The organism is Microcoleus sp. B6-A1, from assembly GCF_036705085.1.
GTDB lineage: Bacteria > Cyanobacteriota > Cyanobacteriia > Cyanobacteriales > Microcoleaceae > Microcoleus.
Genome location: NZ_JAUBTU010000038.1, coordinates 47,772 through 63,631, shown reverse-complemented (window position 1 = coordinate 63,631; position 15,860 = coordinate 47,772). Strand labels below are relative to the sequence as shown.

The window sequence follows — 15,860 nt, the reverse complement described above, 5'->3', positions numbered from 1 at the left end:
TCATTAGTCATTAGTCATTAGTCATTAGTCATTAGTCATTAGTCATTAGTCATTAGTCATTAGTCATTAGTCATTAGCAATCGACTGAGTATTCCACATAATTATCATTACCAATTGCCCATGAGCCATGCTCAATTACCTATTACTCAAAAACATATATGATGATTGAAGATCAAGAACTTCGAGATGTATTTAAAGTCGCTAGTCAAGAACACTTACAGAAACTAGATGACGGATTGCTGTACTTAGAACAACATCCAGACGACTTAGCTAAGTTAGAACAATTGTTGCGGGAAACCCATTCTCTTAAAGGTGATGCTGGGATGCTGGGAGTAAAAAATGTAGCATCTTTAGCTCATCAAATGGAGCATATTTTGGGAGGTGTCAAGCGGGGAGAAACTCCACTAAATTCAGATATTAGCGATCGGCTTTCGCAAGGTTTAGACGCCATCCGCCAACTCGTTAACGAAGCCGTTACCGGCCAAGATTCCGGCATTAATACATTTTATATCCTCGCTAGCATGATGGGTGCTTCTAGTCAGTTACAGCCACAGGCGGCCGCCTCAATAGTAGAGCCATCATCTTCACCAGTACCAGAACAACAGTTGGTAGAACCGCAATTTACTGAGCCTCCTACCCCAGAACTAGAAACCAAAGTTGAAAATTCAGAAGTCGTTAACTTAGAGAAAAATTCCTCTTTTTTACCCCTACAATCCCAGCCAGAATTTCCACTGCAAGCTCAAAACTTGCCTGCACCTTCTGAACCCGCCCCTGCGTCGGCGTCGCAGTCGGCAGTTACTGCATCATCAACCTCATCTTATCGCATTGAAACCATTCGCGTTGCTACTCAAAATTTAGACGATTTAATGACTCAAGCAGGGGAACTTACTGTCACAAAAACTCGGCTAGGACACCGAGTTGCCGAGCTCGAACAAATTACAACTTTGTGGGAAGAGTGGAGCCGAGAATATTTTGTAACGAGCTTGACTCTTGATCGGATGCAAATAGATGAAAACGGTATTAAAGCCAACGGTAAATTTAGCCAATTGCAGGATTACTATCAACGTACAGAAGAACGTTTAGAACGTCTCGGAACTTTAGTCAACTGCTTGAGAAATCGAGTTTATGAAGATACTGCCAGACTAGAATTAATCGCCGAGGCATTAGAATCAGGAATTCGCACTCTGAGACTGCTGCCTTTGTCTACTATTTTTAATTTATTTCCTCGAACTGTTCGAGACTTAGCGAAACGGGAAGGGAAAGAAGTTGCATTAGTGATTGAAGGAGGCGAAACTACAGCAGATAAACGCATTTTAGAGGAAATGAAAGACCCTTTAATGCACATGATTAGAAATGCGATCGACCACGGTATTGAAACTGTTGAGGAGCGGAAAAAACTAGGTAAACCTCCCGTGGCTACTCTCCGAATTAAAGGCTATAATATTGCTAGCAATATTATTATTGAAGTTGCTGATGATGGCCGGGGTCTAAATCTAGATAGCATTAAACAAACTGCTGTCAAACGTAATATTTGTACGCTTGAACAACTGGCAGAAATGACCGAAACTCAAGTACAATCTTTAATCTTCACTCCGGGTTTTTCGACCAAAAAATTTGTTACCGAAGTATCGGGTCGCGGGGTGGGCTTAGATGTAGTTCGCACTAATGTTGAAGCCCTAAAAGGTAGTATTCAAGTAGAGTCTTTGCCGGGAAAAGGATGCACTTTGAGGCTGCAAATCAGCACGTCTTTAGCTACAGCAAATGTATTAATTGTCGTAGTTGAAGACATTCCTTATGCTCTGCCAGTCGAGTTTGTAGACACGGCACAACAGGTGTCTCAGTCTGAGATATTTGCTATAGAAGGCAAGGAAACTATACTTTCAAAGGGTCAGCCTCTGTCAGTTGCTCATCTGACAGATTTACTAGAATTAAACAATAGACAAGGCTGGCAAAAAAATAGGTATTTTAGACAGGAAACCGGGAGCGATATTCTGATAAGAAATCAAAAACACTTCCTAAATTCTACTTCAAAAAGGCCTTGTATTGTTTTGAAAGTAGGGGAGGAAAGATTGGGATTATTTGTAGATGCTTTGATTGACGAACAGGATGTGGTGATGAAACCTCAAAGTCAATTGCTGAAACGGGTGCGAAATGTTTCGGGTGCCACAATTCTCGCTACTGGGGAAGTTTGTATGGTACTCAATCCCCACGATTTGATAAAATCTGTACGCCAGCAAGTTTCGTCTCGTGGGGTTGGGAGTGCGCGATCCCAACTTGAGACGGCCAGCAGAAAACAAGTTATACTATTAGCAGAAGACTCGATCGCCACGCGCACTCAAGAAAAACGCATCCTGGAAGGTGCGGGTTACGAAGTTGTGACTGCAGTAGACGGGTTGGATGCTTTCCATAAATTGAAAACTCGCGATTTTGATGCTGTGATTTCTGACATACAAATGCCCAATTTAGACGGTTTGGCCCTGACTATTAAGATTCGGGCGCAAAAAGAATACAGTGAGTTGCCGATAATTTTAGTGACATCTTTGGCATCCGATGAAGATAAAAAAAGAGGTGCTGATGCGGGGGCAAATGCTTATATTCCTAAAGGTACTTTCAATCAAGATGTGTTGGTAGAGACACTAAAAAGGTTAGTTTAGTCATTAGTCATTAGTCATTAGTCATTAGTCATTAGTCATTAGTCATTAGTCATTAGTTATTAGCTATTTGTTATTTACTACCAATTAGCAAGGCCCAATGCCCTGTGTCTAGTGAAAAATTTCCCGTGCATGGATGCCGAATTTATCATTTCCCGTTCCCCATTCCCCATTTCCAAACTGATGTTATCGCCCATTAAACTATTGTTAGTTGAAGATTCTCCAGTAGTTACGCTCGTCCTCAAACGAATTTTTGAGTCCTCGCCAGACATCCAAGTTGTAGGAACCGCTTGCAACGGATTAGAAGGACTAGAATTAATCCCCAAACTTCAGCCCCAAGTAATCTGTACGGATTTGAACATGGTACCAATGAACGGGTTAGAATTTACGGAAGAAGTAATGAAGAAATATCCGCTACCAATTTTAGTAATTAGTGCTTCAGTGCAAGCGAATGATACTCAGAATGTATTTCAACTGTTAAAGGCTGGTGCATTGGATGTTTTTCCGAAACCGATTGGCGGGTTGGTATCTGATTACGCTCGCCTCGCCAATCAATTAATAGCTAAAGTTAAAATCCTCTCAGGAGTTAAAGTATTTACACGGCATCAAAAAAAGATGCCAACAGAATATAATAATCAAGTTGTAAAAATTAACCAAGCACCAGTTGCTAATTACAAGTTCTCCAACGAAAATGTTAAATCTTCAACTATTAAAGTATTGGCTATAGGGGCTTCAACAGGGGGGCCGCAAGCACTGTACACGATTATTTCTAAACTTCCGGCTAGTTTTCCAGTGCCTATAATTTGTGTCCAGCACATCAGTGAAGGTTTTTTGCAAGGATTAGTTGATTGGCTGGGTAATGAATCGAAACTGCCTGTTAAGATAGCTTCTTTTGGGGAATTGCCACAAGCAGGGACTGTTTATTTCCCGCCCGAAAAACGTCATTTAGAATTGGACTCTCAAGGGCGATTTGTTTATTCAGAATCGGCTCATTCTGCGGGCCACTGCCCTTCTGTAACGGTGACTTTTAAGTCGGTAGCTAATTTTTATAGTCGGGCAGCAGCGGGGGTTTTGCTGACAGGAATGGGTAGAGATGGTGCTGACGGAATGTTGGCTATCGCCAGACAAGGGGGGTTGACAATCGCCCAAGACGAAGCTAGCTGCATTGTCTTCGGAATGCCCAAGGAGGCGATCGCCCTGGGTGCCGCCCAATATGTTCTACCTGTCAGTGCGATCGCTCCCCTACTCTTGGCTAAATTAAAAATTTAGGACTTACCTCGCAAATAGTGCAGAATGCCCTGCCCCTCGACTTGTTCAAGAAGTCGAGGATCACAGAGCGCGATCGCAAATTTTTAGTTCATTAATTACTCAAATTACTTCATTAATTACTCAAAAGTGATTTTTTTTCCTAAGTCCGATTATTTGATTTTGATAAACTTACCAATTACCTCGCGCAACTTATCAGCATCAAAAGGCTTAGTTAAATACTCTGTGGCTCCCGCCAAACGCCCCTGTACCTTATCAAAGGCTCCATCTCGCGCTGTCAGCATTACGATCGGCAAATTCTGAAACTGAGGCAAGCTCCGCACCGTGCGGCAGAGTTCCAATCCGTCAATACCAGGCATCGAAACATCGAGCAACAAAACCGAAATTTGTTCGTGATAAATCGTTGACAAAGCATCCACTGCATTGTCGGTTACGAGAACTCGAAACTCTTTGCTTAAGGCCTGTTTAACAAGTCCTTGCATCACGACGCTATCATCAACTGCCAAAATAGTTGGTACTTGACTGCTACTTGCAGACATATTCTTCTCCCTGTTTATTTATAGTTCTTGAAAATACAAAACATACTTCCTGCAGTTATTTTTTGAGAGTTGCCTCTACGCAATTGTCAACCCCGTTGGAGCGTTAGTTGAAACTTTACCCCTGTTTTTTTACGTCAAACTCGAAAAAAGGGATTGGCAGAGTGGTCGATCGGCAATTACAACAGTTGCAAAATGTGCATTCCAGCCCAGAAACCCTAAAAGGTCGAGTTTGAACAAGTCTTGTTACAAATTTTAACATTTTACCAATCTTTTGTAATTCATCTCCTAACTGTAGTTGAATTCCCGGCTAAGGCACAGCTCGGTAAAGGACACTGGTATTGTGGCACAAACCCCTGATTTAAATCTACCAGCAAGCCAGCTACCCACGATTAGGCAAGTCTGTTAAAATACAATTAAACTGATAAAAAATTTCTAGGTAAGCAATCGTCATATATTTTGCAAAGGTGCTTCCTGCCAACAGAGGCTCTTAGATTAAGAGAGCCGGAGGTATTCAAAAGCATAGTCAACTGGAAGTATAATTTATATAGTCTTAGATCAGGGGTGCTCTAACTCCCATAACCCAAAAGTTTCCAGATCAGTCAAGAGGTTAGTCTGAATTCGGCGCAAGCAGCCTGCGCCGAATTTGCGCCCACAGTCTCACATCACACAATTCATAGCTTGTTTTTCTCGAAAGTATTGAGAAGGGCGGTTGCCAGCAACTAGACGGGCAGTTACACATGATGAAAGCACCCTTGCCTCTTGGTAAAAAAGTGTTCAAGCTCCATAACATTGATTTGTATCAGCTTCTTGGCTCTGATCCAGAGGCTTGCTTGGACAATTTGGTCGGTTTGGCAGCTCTGATCGGCCGAACTCCTATTGCTTTCTTGAGCTTGATTGACGGTAATCGCCACTGGTTGAAGTCGCAGTTAGGTATTGATCGAACTTTGGCCCACCGTTACCTGAATTTTTGCGCTCGCGCCCTGGAGCCAACTCCCGAAGATTTCGCCCAGAGTTCAAACTCAAACTCGGAATTTGACCGGGTAATTTCCCTGCAACAACCGCCAGTTGCTCCCGAATTTGCGATCGAACTTCCTATAAATTCCTTTAAAGAACAGCCTGCCGCCATTGTTCGAGACGCTTCCACAGATGTGAGATTTGGCGAACACCCGCTGATCGTTTTCTACCCCTTCGTGAAATTTTACGCCGGAATCCCAGTTGTTAGCTCAGATGGGCAGGTGCTGGGAGTGCTATCCGTCATGGACTCGGTGCCGCGAGACTTGACAAAAGAAACGATAGAAGGTCTGCAAGCTTTGAGTCGGCAAGTTGCGAGTTTGGTGGAGCTACGCTGGCAATTAGTCAAAGCCCAGAAACAGTTGCCAGAGGTAGAAGATATCACCTCGGACAGCCCGCAAATCTCGGAGTTAGTTCCTGGCTCGACCCGATCGAGCTTGTGTGCGGTACATACGCCACAGAGTAGCAGGACAATATACGGCACAAAAAAGCTCCCGACGCTGGGAGAAACAGGCAAATCTCAATATGTGTGGGAAGCTTCAGCGGGCATCGGGCGCGCGGACGATACCCAACAAATCCGAGAAATCGTTGCCGGCCCCCGCGACACCTCCGATCGCCAACCAACGGCAGCGTCCCTACAAGAGCGAGCTCGCTTGGGAACCCTGCAAGCTAAAGTCGGTGCAGCCCTCGGACAAGGCGGAAAAATATCGGTCATCCTCAACCGCTGCACCGAGGCAATGGTAGAGTACCTCGACGCCACAGGGGTGAGCATCTGGACTTTCAACCTGCAGACAGAGCGGTTAGAATTGCAGGCCAATTCAGGACTTAGCAGCCAAGAGTGGGCAAAAGAAATAGAAGATTGGGTGCGAACAGAAGCGGGAAAACTCCAAACTGCTCCTGTGTGCCTAATGTCGAACCCGTCTCTGTGCACCATTGCCTATCCGCTGATTGTGGAAGAGCGGTTGGTGGGGGTGATGGCTCTGTGCAGTAGCGCTTTGGCAAGCGAGGGAGCGCTAGAAGTTCTGGGTTGCATGGCTAACGCCATCGCCGTGGCGATCGATCGCCACGCAGCCCGAGAAGAATTGTTGAGCCGCCGGGAAGGCCTGATCTTCGGCCTCGCCAGCCAGATGCGGAATTCCCTCGACCTCGACAAAATTTTAGATACGGCTGTCAACGAAATTCGCAGCTTGTTGCAGGTTGACCAGTGCTACTTTTTGTGGTATTCCATCTCGCGAGACGGCCAGCCCAGCTTTGCAATTACCCACGAGGCGGCAAATCCCGAACTGAAAGACCGGCTTACAGAATACCCGATCGAACAAGTAACCCTGCTGGCCGAGAAAATTAGCCACCGCCAAACGCTCCGGATCGGCGACGCTGCAACAGCACTGTGCATCGAACCGCCCACGCGAGCTTTTTTGAGCAGTATCGGGATTGTTTCTAACCTGCTGCTGCCAGTCAAGACTCGCTCCGGTCAAATGGGTGCTGTAGTTTGTAACCATTACAGCAGCCACCGTTCCTGGGCGACGAGCGAAGTGGAATTGCTGCAAGCGGTGGTGGATCAACTGGCGATCGCGATCGACCAAGCCGAACTCTACGCCCAAACCCGCGCGGCAGCCTTAGCCGCCCAAACTCAAGCCCGCCAACTGACGGAAACTTTGCAGCAGTTGCAGCAGAAAGAAGCTCAGCTCATCCAAAACGAAAAAATGTCCTCTCTCGGTCAAATGGTCGCCGGCGTCGCCCACGAAATTAACAATCCGGTTAATTTTATTTACGGCAACTTGACTTATTGCAAGCAGTACATGAAAAATCTGCTGGATTTGCTGCACTTGTATCAAAAGCATTACCCCGATCCTTGCCCTGAAATTCTCGACAAAAGCGAAGAAATCGATGTTGATTTCATAGTGCCGGATTTGCTGAAAATTCTGTCTTCAATAGAGATGGGAACTGAACGCATCCGCCAAATTGTCCTGTCTCTGCGGAACTTCGCGCGCCACGACGAAGCCGAGATGAAGCTGGTGGACATTCACGAAGGGATTGACAGCACGCTGCTGATTTTGCAGAGTCGCTTGAAGTCCAATGGGCTAATACCGGGAATTGAGGTAATTAAAGACTACGGCAACTTGCCGAAGGTAGAGTGCTATCCCGGACAGCTCAACCAAGTATTTATGAATATTTTGGCGAATGCGATCGACTCTTTGGAAAATCAGCCTCCACCTAAGACGATCAAAATCTCGACGGCGGTGGTGGGCCCAAACTCGGAGGCTGATGAGTCAGGAAAGTCGAGGGGTCAAGTTGTGGTGATTCAGATTCAAGACAGCGGGCCCGGATTGCCCGAAAAAGCTAAATGCCACTTGTTTGACCCTTTCTTTACCACTAAACCTGTAGGCAAGGGTACGGGACTAGGCTTGTCTATCAGCTACCAGATTGTGGTGGAAAAACACGGAGGAAGCTTGAACTGTATCTCGAAACCAGGACAGGGAGCGGATTTCAGGATTGAAATCCCGGTAGCTCGCCCCCGTGCGATCAAAGCATAAACCTGCGGGCGATGGGTTCCAAAAACATTTTTTAAATTTTATTGTCAAAATGCTTGACAGATTCCCGTGTCTGGGTGTTACTATATTAAATGTTGAGACGTTGGGGCGTCGCCAAGTGGTAAGGCAGCTGGTTTTGGTCCAGCCATTCAGAGGTTCGAATCCTTTCGCCCCAGTTAAATTGTGTCCGGTCAATCAATTGTTGAACTCATTTTTTTAACTCATAGTTTAGAGTTAGCGCTTGCCAGACGAGAGACAAAAAACTTCTTTACTACTCACATCTTGCACCATTCTCAGGAACGGGCTCTCCGGCCCGTTCCACAAAGACTAGATTTTCTTGTGGAACAGACCGGAAAGCCTGTTCCTAAAAGACTAATTGAGAAGGGTGCAAGATATAAGTTACTAGAAACCTAATTAGGGCTTGCTCTTAGGATATAACAAACCGGGTTTCTTGCTGCGGGTTTTACCTAAAAGCCTAGATTTGTGGTCAAGAAATTGGTTTCTTTGGTCGTCAGTGCCCATTTTTCGCAGAAACCGTTGTTTGTGCGTAATCTCACTTCTGAGTGCCCCGGAATTGTATAGCAGAAGGCAGAAGGCAGAAGGCAGAAGGCAGAAGGCAGAAGGAAGAAAGCAGAAGGAAGAAGGAATAAAATAAATCGTTTCAGCCATTAACAACGTCCTAACTGTGTTGGCGGTTGCTATAAAATCGAGTCAACATTCAACACTCATATCAAATCCGGTTGCATTGGAGTCATTAAACAGCTCTTGACGCCGAGAAAACAGAGGAAGAGAACACAGAGATGAATAATTCCCATGCTACCGGATTGGATATCAACCATCCTTCAGTTTTTTGACCCCGAGTTAACAGTCAACAGTTAACAGTCAACAGTCAACAGTCCACAGTCAACCGGCCCTATTCGATATCACGGCAAACTGCTTGGCCCACGAGCGTTTAGCCGATCGAAAACGTATCGGGAAATTGCCGGAAATGCTGTTTCGTCCTTGGCATAAGCCGGATCGTCTGCGAAAACAACTAAGATATAAATCGCGCGATCGTCTAAAGTTCTGACAAATGCCGCTTCACTGCGGGATTTGGAAGTATAGCCAACTTTGGAACCAAAATAAATATTAGTTGGTAAAGATTCGCCGAGAAATCCTTTTATCGAATTGCTAGGGTCATTTTTCCATGCCTTGGGGTCTAAGTCTCTAGTCAGCAAGTAAGCCATTTTACGGCTGGCGACGCTGGAAACTGCTTGCCTAGTATAGATTTCATATATTAATCTGGCAGCTTGGTCGGTAGTTACTTGATTGCGAATCGGCACAGAAGCATCGCCCCGCAATTGCAAGTCGCGACCGATTGGCCCTTCTTGTCTTAAATAGTATATGGGATAATTTTTGGTGCTTATACGAAGATCATTGTAGCCTGCTGACTGGAAAAATGTGTTAATTTGAGTGCGCTTTTTCAGCCATGTTTGCAACTCTTCTCCTGCGAGTCTGCCCCCGGATTTTGTATCTGTGATTTTGTCTAAAAGTCTGCTGGCTGCATCGTTGTTGGAGACACGAATCATTTGTTCGAGGTCGTTTTTAAAGGCAGATTCTCTTTGCGTAATGATGCCTTTTTCTAGGGCTGAGTAAAACGCAGCCATCCAAAATAACTTGGCAACGCTAGCGGGAAATCGGAGAGTTTGATTTTGATATCCGGCAAAGGTGTGACTTTTGGAATTGCTGACATCAAATAAGCTAATTGATAGCCGTTCTGCAGGCAGTCCTTTGGTGGTTGCAATCTTCACCGCTTCATCAACAATCCCTTGCAATTCTTGAGAGTAAACTGGATTGGGAGGTGTTTTTATGTTGTAGCTAAAGGTAGGCTCGCTTTGACGATCGGCTAAATTTTCCGATGGTTCAATTGTCGGAGGCGAGAGTGTTTCTTGAGGCGAGACGGCCTGTTGAGCCAAGATGACTGGCGGTTCTGGGGCGCGGCGAATTCTGAACGGTATTGTGACAATCCAACCGATCGCGATCGCCCCGGCAATTAAACACAGGATGTTACGGTATTTTAAGCGAGAAAATTTCGTCCTGACTCGACGACGGGATTGGACAGGAGGCTGGCTGCTTTGGCGTCGTGGCCCGATTGGGCCTAGGGGCTCGATGGGGCGTCGGGCGGGAATTGGGCGGGGGCGGCGTCGGCGTTCTACTTGCATTACAGTTTTGTGCTATCAAACTCGCATGATCAGTTTATAATAGGGCGGCATCTAAATGACAAGTGTATCGATCTAGTCCGCTGTTGCCAATTTTATCGGTCTACTAGGCTGATTGAGAATTCTAGTAATTGTAAAATTTTCAGGATAGCACTGAGTTGAAGCAAAATCCTTGGAAAAACATGAGAAATTTTTGGAGTCTGGCTGTTTTGGGATTTGCGATCGTCGGCGTGAATAATTCTTTGATACCTGATGTTTGGGCATTTCAGTCTCAATCTGCTACGGGATATGTTGTTGAGCGACCAACAGCAGCACAGGGAGCGGATATAGCGTTTTCCTTGACGGGAGAAAGCGAAAATCTGGAAGTAACAAACAAGCAAACTGTTTCCAGTTTCCCGAGTATGTTGTGGGACTTCAACAATTTAGCGGAAATTTCCTATTCCGAATTGCTGAAAGTGCTTGCGAGACGATCGGACTCCAATAATACCGAGAGAGAAACCGTTGCACAACCCGAAGACATAGCACGTTTTGAAAAGCTTGTACAGTATGCAAAACAACAAAATTTGCACGATCGCTCGATCGGAGAAATCGTCCAGGCAATCGCCAATAATTTCCTAGGGAAGCCCTACGCCGCGGGTTTGCTGGACAAATCTGGCGAAGAAAAGTTGATTATAACTTTGAATAAATTTGATTGCGTTTTGTTTGTAGAAACCGTTTTGGCGATCGCCAGGGGCGTAGCAGTACAAGATTACGACTATCAAAATTTTGTCTATCGCATAGAACAACAGCGGTATTTAAACGGTAAAATGAACGGTTATTGCAGCAGATTGCACTATTTTTCCGAATGGATTAACGACAATCAAAAACGGCAAACAGTGGAAAATATTACTGCTGAATTAGGCGGAGTGCCCATGAATAAAACACTAAATTTCATGAGTCAGCACCGCAGCAGTTACCCGCAAATGGTCAAAGACGAAGCAACTTATCAGTGCATAGTCAGCCAAGAAACAGACTTAGCCAAAACTACTGTTAATTACATCCCGACAAATCGGATAAAAAGTGTTTATTCTCAGTTAAAACCGGGGGATATTGTAGCGGTAGCGACGGATGTTAAAGGATTGGATGTCACCCACACAGGTTTAGTCTACCGCAATGCTGACGGCAATATGGGTTTAATTCACGCTTCGCCGGCTGGGGAGGTGACAGTTGCTTACGACTTGCACAGATATATTAGCAGAGTCGAAAGTGCGATCGGCATAGTAGTCGCTAGGGCGAAAACACCTAATTAAATTAGTTTGTACTCCTAGGTTGCATCAGCTTGCATTATTTTAGCTGCCAATTCACAATTTCTGTACTGATATCAAATCCGGTAGCATCGTCCTGTATTCATCTCTGTATTCTCTCCCTCTGCGTTCTCTGCGCCCTCTGCGGTTAAATCATTCCGATGCAACCGGAAACGATATGACGCACCCTACCAAGTAGAGAAACCGGGTTTTTTGCCGAATTTGCGGATGGCAACCCGTCTTTTTGTAAAAAAACCCGGTTTCTGGGCCCCCATGCGTCAGCCTAAAATCAATTGACAATTTCGCTGCGAGATACCTTACTCTTTCTAGCAGGATTTGGCGTTAATTCCGGCGGCGAAACTTGAACACTTCCCCACTCATTCAAAAAGCTTTTCAGCAAAACCTCTTGCTGAGTGCGAAATGTCTCGACATTTGCCCCTCCATTCATAATCACAAACCACACAGTTTCTTGTTTTTGAGTTGGCAGGGCTCCGCCCAAAGCGCTAACATTATCCAACGTGCCAGATTTGACTACTGCTAATTTGGGAAGAGCCCGTTCTGCCAGTATTCCTTCATCTTTCCCAACTACAGTTAAGACATCAGCAACTGTCATGCTGTAAGGTTCAAGATAGCGTTCTAAAGCTAGAAATAACGCGCAAGCAGCCCGGGGAGAAATGAGATTTTCTTCGCTCAATCCCGAACCGTTGACGAGTTGAATTTCTGCTGGCGGAACTCCGGTTGCTGCTGCTGCTTTTTGCGCGACTGTTTTAGCGCCGCCGACAGTATCAGCTAGCATATCTGCCATGAGATTGTTGCTGTACTGATTCATTTTTTTGATCAGTTCAGCCAGGGGCAAAGAATAATGTTTGACTAAAGGCTGCACGTCATTGGGAGATGCTGGCAAAACTTGTACAGTACCCTCAATTGCTATTTGGGGTTTTGGCGTATTTGGAGGCAGTGTTTGATACTGGGCGGCGGCTTCGCTGGGCCAGATTTGACTGTTCAATCCTTGTTTGAGCAATTCTCCAGATTTGAGGGGATCAAGTTCAAAGTTCATGTAAAACTTATCGACAATTATCAAATTGCCACTGACTCGCTTGATGCCTTTTTGATTTAAGGCGTTACCAAGGGCGATCGCCTCTTCCCAAACAAACAACGGATCTTCGCTTCCCTGTACAATTAAATCGCCTTTTAATACGCCGTTTTCTATTTTTCCCGTTGTACCAATTAAGGTGATAAATTGATGTTCCGGCCCGAATTGTTGCAGCGCTACGAGAGATGTTGCTACTTTGGTAATAGAAGCGGCTGACAGAGGAACTGTACCTTGATGATTTGCTAGCAAAGTATTGCCAGATTGCATCCAGACGCCTTGGTTTTCTTTGGCAAAACCTTGGGCAGCCAACCCGTTGAGATATTGCTGGATTTTGGTATTTGTGGGGGTTTCGGGGTTGGTAGCAGAGACTATTAAGGGTAAGGGCTTCGGCTGACTTGGTTTAACTGGCGGCGGGGAAGATTCAGCTACAGGAGAGGGAGATGCAAGTTGAGGTGATTCAGTAGCGGCGCATCCGGCAATAATTGTGAGAAGGGCGATCGAACTCGCAGCAGTCAAGTAGCGGTTTTTCAGCATTACTTTAATTTTTTTCATCAAATGTACGATCGTCTGTTCGGCACGCCCGATGGAAAGTTTAGCACTAGCCGGCGCGTTTTGGAGCATCCGCATCTGCGTTACCAGAATCCGGAACCGCTGGCATTAGGTATTTTCTTCTCCATCTTTCTTCGTGCTCTACCCTACGGGAACGGCTTCGCGGAACCCGCTTTCGTGGTTCGTTAAATAGATATTGTTTAAATACTGCGGGATTTTATACCAATAGCCCGGACTGTTTTTAGTTCGTAATCTGAAACCCTGAATTTTCGTTGGTAGCTCACATCTTGGATTATTCTCAAGAACAGGCTTTTCGGCCTGTTCCACAACAAGTGCAATTTCTTGTGGGGAGTAGGGGTTGGGCCGAAGAGCCCGCCCATAAAAAGCTTATTGAAAATGGTGCAAGATGTCAGTTGGTAGTTCGATTGCCGCAGATCCTTGAAACCCTTATTTTACGGTTGGTAATCAAAAACTGTTTGAAGTATTGTTATACCAGTTCCCAAAAACAATGCAACTCTAGGCAAGCTCCCAACCCTTATCTTATAAGCCCTTCCCAATTCTAAAATCTAAAATCTAAAATCTAAAATCTAAAATAGTATGATCTTCAGCGCCTGGGGCCTTCACCCCAGGCCGATCGCTCTCACAAATTTAAGGGTAAACTGGTTTATCCAGCCATACTCCCTATACTCAGCGGCACCATTTCGCCGTGCATCGTCAGGCCTAATAACATCGGGCCGCCCGGTCGGATCAACTCTCCTGTAAGCGCGCAGCGTTCCTCCTGCTGTGCTGTGGCATTAATGCTAGCTCGAATATCCGATCGAGAAAACATCTGCCGATACTCTCCAGACTTCTGCTGCACGTAATTCCAGAGCAAATCTCGAATCAAAGCTTGATAGCCTTGATTGCCTGCGAGCTCTTTAAGTCTCTCCTTGAGCTCTCTTTCGAGTCGAATGCTGGTGACTTCCATTTCGGTGGTTGAGGTTCTAGGTAGGGTATGCATAATTTTTTCTCCGTGACGGGTGGACATATGTGTAATATCAGTGTAGTATGTTTAAAGCTAGATTTAAAGGTCTCTTACCACTTTCTGCCGACTTTGAAATTTCTCCCCACCTACTCCACCTATCAACTGAAGTGCGATCGCCCCACGGGTCGCTCCGAGTCGTTACAGCACGTCTTTAGGACGGGTTTTGCGACTGTTGCAGCGACTTCGTGGGCGGGCTTGGGCCTAATTAAACCCGGTTATAGTGGATTAGGACAAATTGCAGAAATTAATTACAACGAGGTAGACCAGCACGGTCTGCAAGTGGCACAGCCATATCGAGAGACGCGAAGCGGGAGGTACAGCTAAACGACTGTACCCAGACAGGATGAAAATTTGCATGAAAGCAGTTTTTCTAGCCCCCGCTTCTCTCGTAAGAGAAGCGGGGGCATTTGATTGGATATTTGAGAAATTCGATCCGAAGCGGGGAACTGGGAAAAAACCAGATGTAGCCAATGTAGGCGTTGCACCGAAAATCCCAAATCCCAAATCTAAAATCTAAAATCTAAAATCTAAAATCTAAAATCCAAATGAGGAGGAGCAAGCCGTGACCGTAGTAACTGATGTATTGAGGCAATCTGTGGTGGTATTTTCTCAGAATTACCTACCGATGAGCCGTGTCAACATCAAACGGGCGATCGTACTGTTGGTAACAGGCAAGGCTGAACCTCTTGATTTTAGCATTGGCAACGGCTGGCTGGTACGATCGCCCAGCACCAGCATCCACGTACCCGAACAAATCCGCTTGACTTTTGGTAACAGGGAACGCCTGTGGAAAGTGCCCCCGGTCAATCGCCGGGAAGTTCTGCGCCGCGATGCTCATTCTTGCCAATACTGCGGTAGCAATCGGCATTTGACGCTGGATCACGTGATGCCTCGATCGAAGGGCGGCCCGCATACTTGGGACAATGTGGTGACGGCTTGCGAACGGTGCAACTCTCGTAAGGGCGATCGAACTCCCACAGAAGCTGGAATGTCTCTGCGAACTAAGCCGAAGGCCCCCATACACCCCACTGTTGCTTTTGCCGAACTGTTTTGGCACGAATATCAAATTGGGGAATAGGGAATGGGAAGAATTTTAGACTTTAGATTTTAGATTTTAGATTTTAAATTGATGCGTAATGCTCCTCTAAAATCTCCCCTAACTCTCAATTCCCAATTCCCGATTACCAATTTTCAATTATCAATTTTCAACTTTCAATTCCAAATTTAGGGCTGTCAATATGCTGAAGTTGACTTATACTGAAACGGGCTTTAACCTAGAGCGTTTGGCTCAATCTCCCGAACAGTTAGTGGCGCTGCGAGTGGTGCTGGCTATGCGAGTTGGTCAAAGCATCAGCGTCGAACCGAGCACTGCGGCATTTTTGCTGCCCGCGAATTTGCCGGCGCTGTCTCTGTTGGAATCTGAGGCGCGCCGAAACGACAATGATGCGATCGAGCTTTGTGTTGCTGATGCTGACTTTGTAGAAGTGACTCTGCGCGGTACGTGGATTTCTGGCCAGTCTGAGGGGGCTGATGGGGTGTTTGCGACTGTGTTGGGCGATCGGGCAGAGCTCTTGCTGCTCAAACTCTGGCTCGAAACTCAGGCTGCTGCGGAGGTTGTCGGGGAAGTCGGCGATTAATATCCGATGTGGAAGGAAGAGGAAAGAGGGAAGAGGGAAGAGGGAAGAAGGAAGAAGGAAATATTTTCTTCATTTCCC

The 15,860-nt window shown here is 45.8% G+C and carries 12 protein-coding genes and 1 tRNA gene; 9 read left to right on the top strand and 4 right to left on the bottom strand.

Annotated features, from left to right (window positions below; all coding sequences use genetic code 11):
- The first annotated feature begins 158 nt into the window (after positions 1–158).
- Both QUB11_RS16075 and cheB read left to right on the top strand, forming a co-directional pair.
- A complete protein-coding gene (locus QUB11_RS16075; RefSeq protein ID WP_445300852.1) occupies positions 159–2,654 on the top strand; it encodes a hybrid sensor histidine kinase/response regulator in 2,496 nt (831 codons plus the stop codon).
- A 180-nt stretch (positions 2,655–2,834) separates the two neighbouring features.
- Positions 2,835–3,920 (top strand): chemotaxis-specific protein-glutamate methyltransferase CheB, encoded by a 1,086-nt coding sequence (cheB, locus tag QUB11_RS16070; protein WP_333204333.1) that lies wholly within the window; start codon positions 2,835–2,837, stop codon positions 3,918–3,920.
- A 149-nt stretch (positions 3,921–4,069) separates the two neighbouring features.
- Here the strand turns inward: cheB and QUB11_RS16065 are convergent, their stop codons facing one another.
- Positions 4,070–4,456, bottom strand: a complete 387-nt coding sequence (locus QUB11_RS16065; protein WP_015175702.1) for a response regulator — start codon at positions 4,454–4,456, stop codon at positions 4,070–4,072.
- A gap of 737 nt (positions 4,457–5,193) precedes the next feature.
- Here QUB11_RS16065 and QUB11_RS16060 point away from each other — a divergent pair.
- On the top strand, positions 5,194–8,001 hold the full coding sequence (locus tag QUB11_RS16060) for a GAF domain-containing protein (protein WP_333391153.1): 2,808 nt from the start codon (positions 5,194–5,196) through the stop codon (positions 7,999–8,001).
- A gap of 101 nt (positions 8,002–8,102) precedes the next feature.
- Positions 8,103–8,174 (top strand) — tRNA-Gln (locus QUB11_RS16055).
- Between the two features lie 747 nt (positions 8,175–8,921).
- Here QUB11_RS16055 and QUB11_RS16050 read toward each other — a convergent pair.
- Positions 8,922–10,199: a serine hydrolase gene (locus QUB11_RS16050; protein ID WP_333391150.1), complete on the bottom strand. Its 1,278-nt coding sequence runs from the start codon at positions 10,197–10,199 to the stop codon at positions 8,922–8,924.
- Positions 10,200–10,378: 179 nt separating this feature from the next.
- Between QUB11_RS16050 and QUB11_RS16045 the strand changes: the two genes are divergently transcribed.
- A complete protein-coding gene (locus QUB11_RS16045; protein WP_333391147.1) occupies positions 10,379–11,485 on the top strand; it encodes an N-acetylmuramoyl-L-alanine amidase-like domain-containing protein in 1,107 nt (368 codons plus the stop codon).
- A gap of 283 nt (positions 11,486–11,768) precedes the next feature.
- Here the strand turns inward: QUB11_RS16045 and QUB11_RS16040 are convergent, their stop codons facing one another.
- On the bottom strand, positions 11,769–13,106 hold the full coding sequence (locus tag QUB11_RS16040; protein WP_333391156.1) for a D-alanyl-D-alanine carboxypeptidase: 1,338 nt from the start codon (positions 13,104–13,106) through the stop codon (positions 11,769–11,771).
- Between the two features lie 679 nt (positions 13,107–13,785).
- Positions 13,786–14,121: a ribbon-helix-helix domain-containing protein gene (locus QUB11_RS16035; RefSeq protein ID WP_039886507.1), complete on the bottom strand. Its 336-nt coding sequence runs from the start codon at positions 14,119–14,121 to the stop codon at positions 13,786–13,788.
- A 27-nt stretch (positions 14,122–14,148) separates the two neighbouring features.
- On the opposite strand from QUB11_RS16035, the gene QUB11_RS16030 reads away from it, so the two are divergent.
- The 4 genes from QUB11_RS16030 (at position 14,149) to QUB11_RS16015 (ending at position 15,782) form a co-directional block, all read left to right on the top strand.
- Entirely contained in the window at positions 14,149–14,469 is a 321-nt protein-coding gene (locus QUB11_RS16030) for a hypothetical protein (RefSeq protein WP_333257063.1), read from the top strand.
- A gap of 31 nt (positions 14,470–14,500) precedes the next feature.
- Positions 14,501–14,662, top strand: coding sequence for a hypothetical protein (locus tag QUB11_RS16025; protein WP_333204321.1), 162 nt, complete (start codon positions 14,501–14,503; stop codon positions 14,660–14,662).
- A gap of 45 nt (positions 14,663–14,707) precedes the next feature.
- Positions 14,708–15,223 carry an HNH endonuclease gene (locus tag QUB11_RS16020; RefSeq protein WP_333204319.1) on the top strand — a complete coding sequence of 172 codons (516 nt, stop codon included), beginning with the start codon at positions 14,708–14,710 and terminating at the stop codon, positions 15,221–15,223.
- Between the two features lie 160 nt (positions 15,224–15,383).
- Positions 15,384–15,782, top strand: coding sequence for an alr0857 family protein (locus tag QUB11_RS16015; protein ID WP_333158553.1), 399 nt, complete (start codon positions 15,384–15,386; stop codon positions 15,780–15,782).
- The last annotated feature ends 78 nt before the right edge of the window (positions 15,783–15,860 follow it).

Excerpts from the sequence above, each read along its gene's own strand:
- QUB11_RS16030 (WP_333257063.1), top strand. The coding sequence starts at position 14,149 with ATGTGTAATATCAGTGTAGTATGTTTAAAGCTAGATTTAAAGGTCTCT.
- QUB11_RS16045 (WP_333391147.1), top strand. The coding sequence starts at position 10,379 with ATGAGAAATTTTTGGAGTCTGGCTGTTTTGGGATTTGCGATCGTCGGC.
- cheB (WP_333204333.1), top strand. The coding sequence starts at position 2,835 with ATGTTATCGCCCATTAAACTATTGTTAGTTGAAGATTCTCCAGTAGTT.
- QUB11_RS16015 (WP_333158553.1), top strand. The coding sequence starts at position 15,384 with ATGCTGAAGTTGACTTATACTGAAACGGGCTTTAACCTAGAGCGTTTG.
- QUB11_RS16050 (WP_333391150.1), bottom strand. The coding sequence starts at position 10,199 with ATGCAAGTAGAACGCCGACGCCGCCCCCGCCCAATTCCCGCCCGACGC.
- QUB11_RS16060 (WP_333391153.1), top strand. The coding sequence starts at position 5,194 with ATGATGAAAGCACCCTTGCCTCTTGGTAAAAAAGTGTTCAAGCTCCAT.
- QUB11_RS16040 (WP_333391156.1), bottom strand. The coding sequence starts at position 13,106 with ATGCTGAAAAACCGCTACTTGACTGCTGCGAGTTCGATCGCCCTTCTC.
- QUB11_RS16025 (WP_333204321.1), top strand. The coding sequence starts at position 14,501 with ATGAAAGCAGTTTTTCTAGCCCCCGCTTCTCTCGTAAGAGAAGCGGGG.
- QUB11_RS16075 (WP_445300852.1), top strand. The coding sequence starts at position 159 with ATGATGATTGAAGATCAAGAACTTCGAGATGTATTTAAAGTCGCTAGT.
- QUB11_RS16035 (WP_039886507.1), bottom strand. The coding sequence starts at position 14,121 with ATGCATACCCTACCTAGAACCTCAACCACCGAAATGGAAGTCACCAGC.
- QUB11_RS16065 (WP_015175702.1), bottom strand. The coding sequence starts at position 4,456 with ATGTCTGCAAGTAGCAGTCAAGTACCAACTATTTTGGCAGTTGATGAT.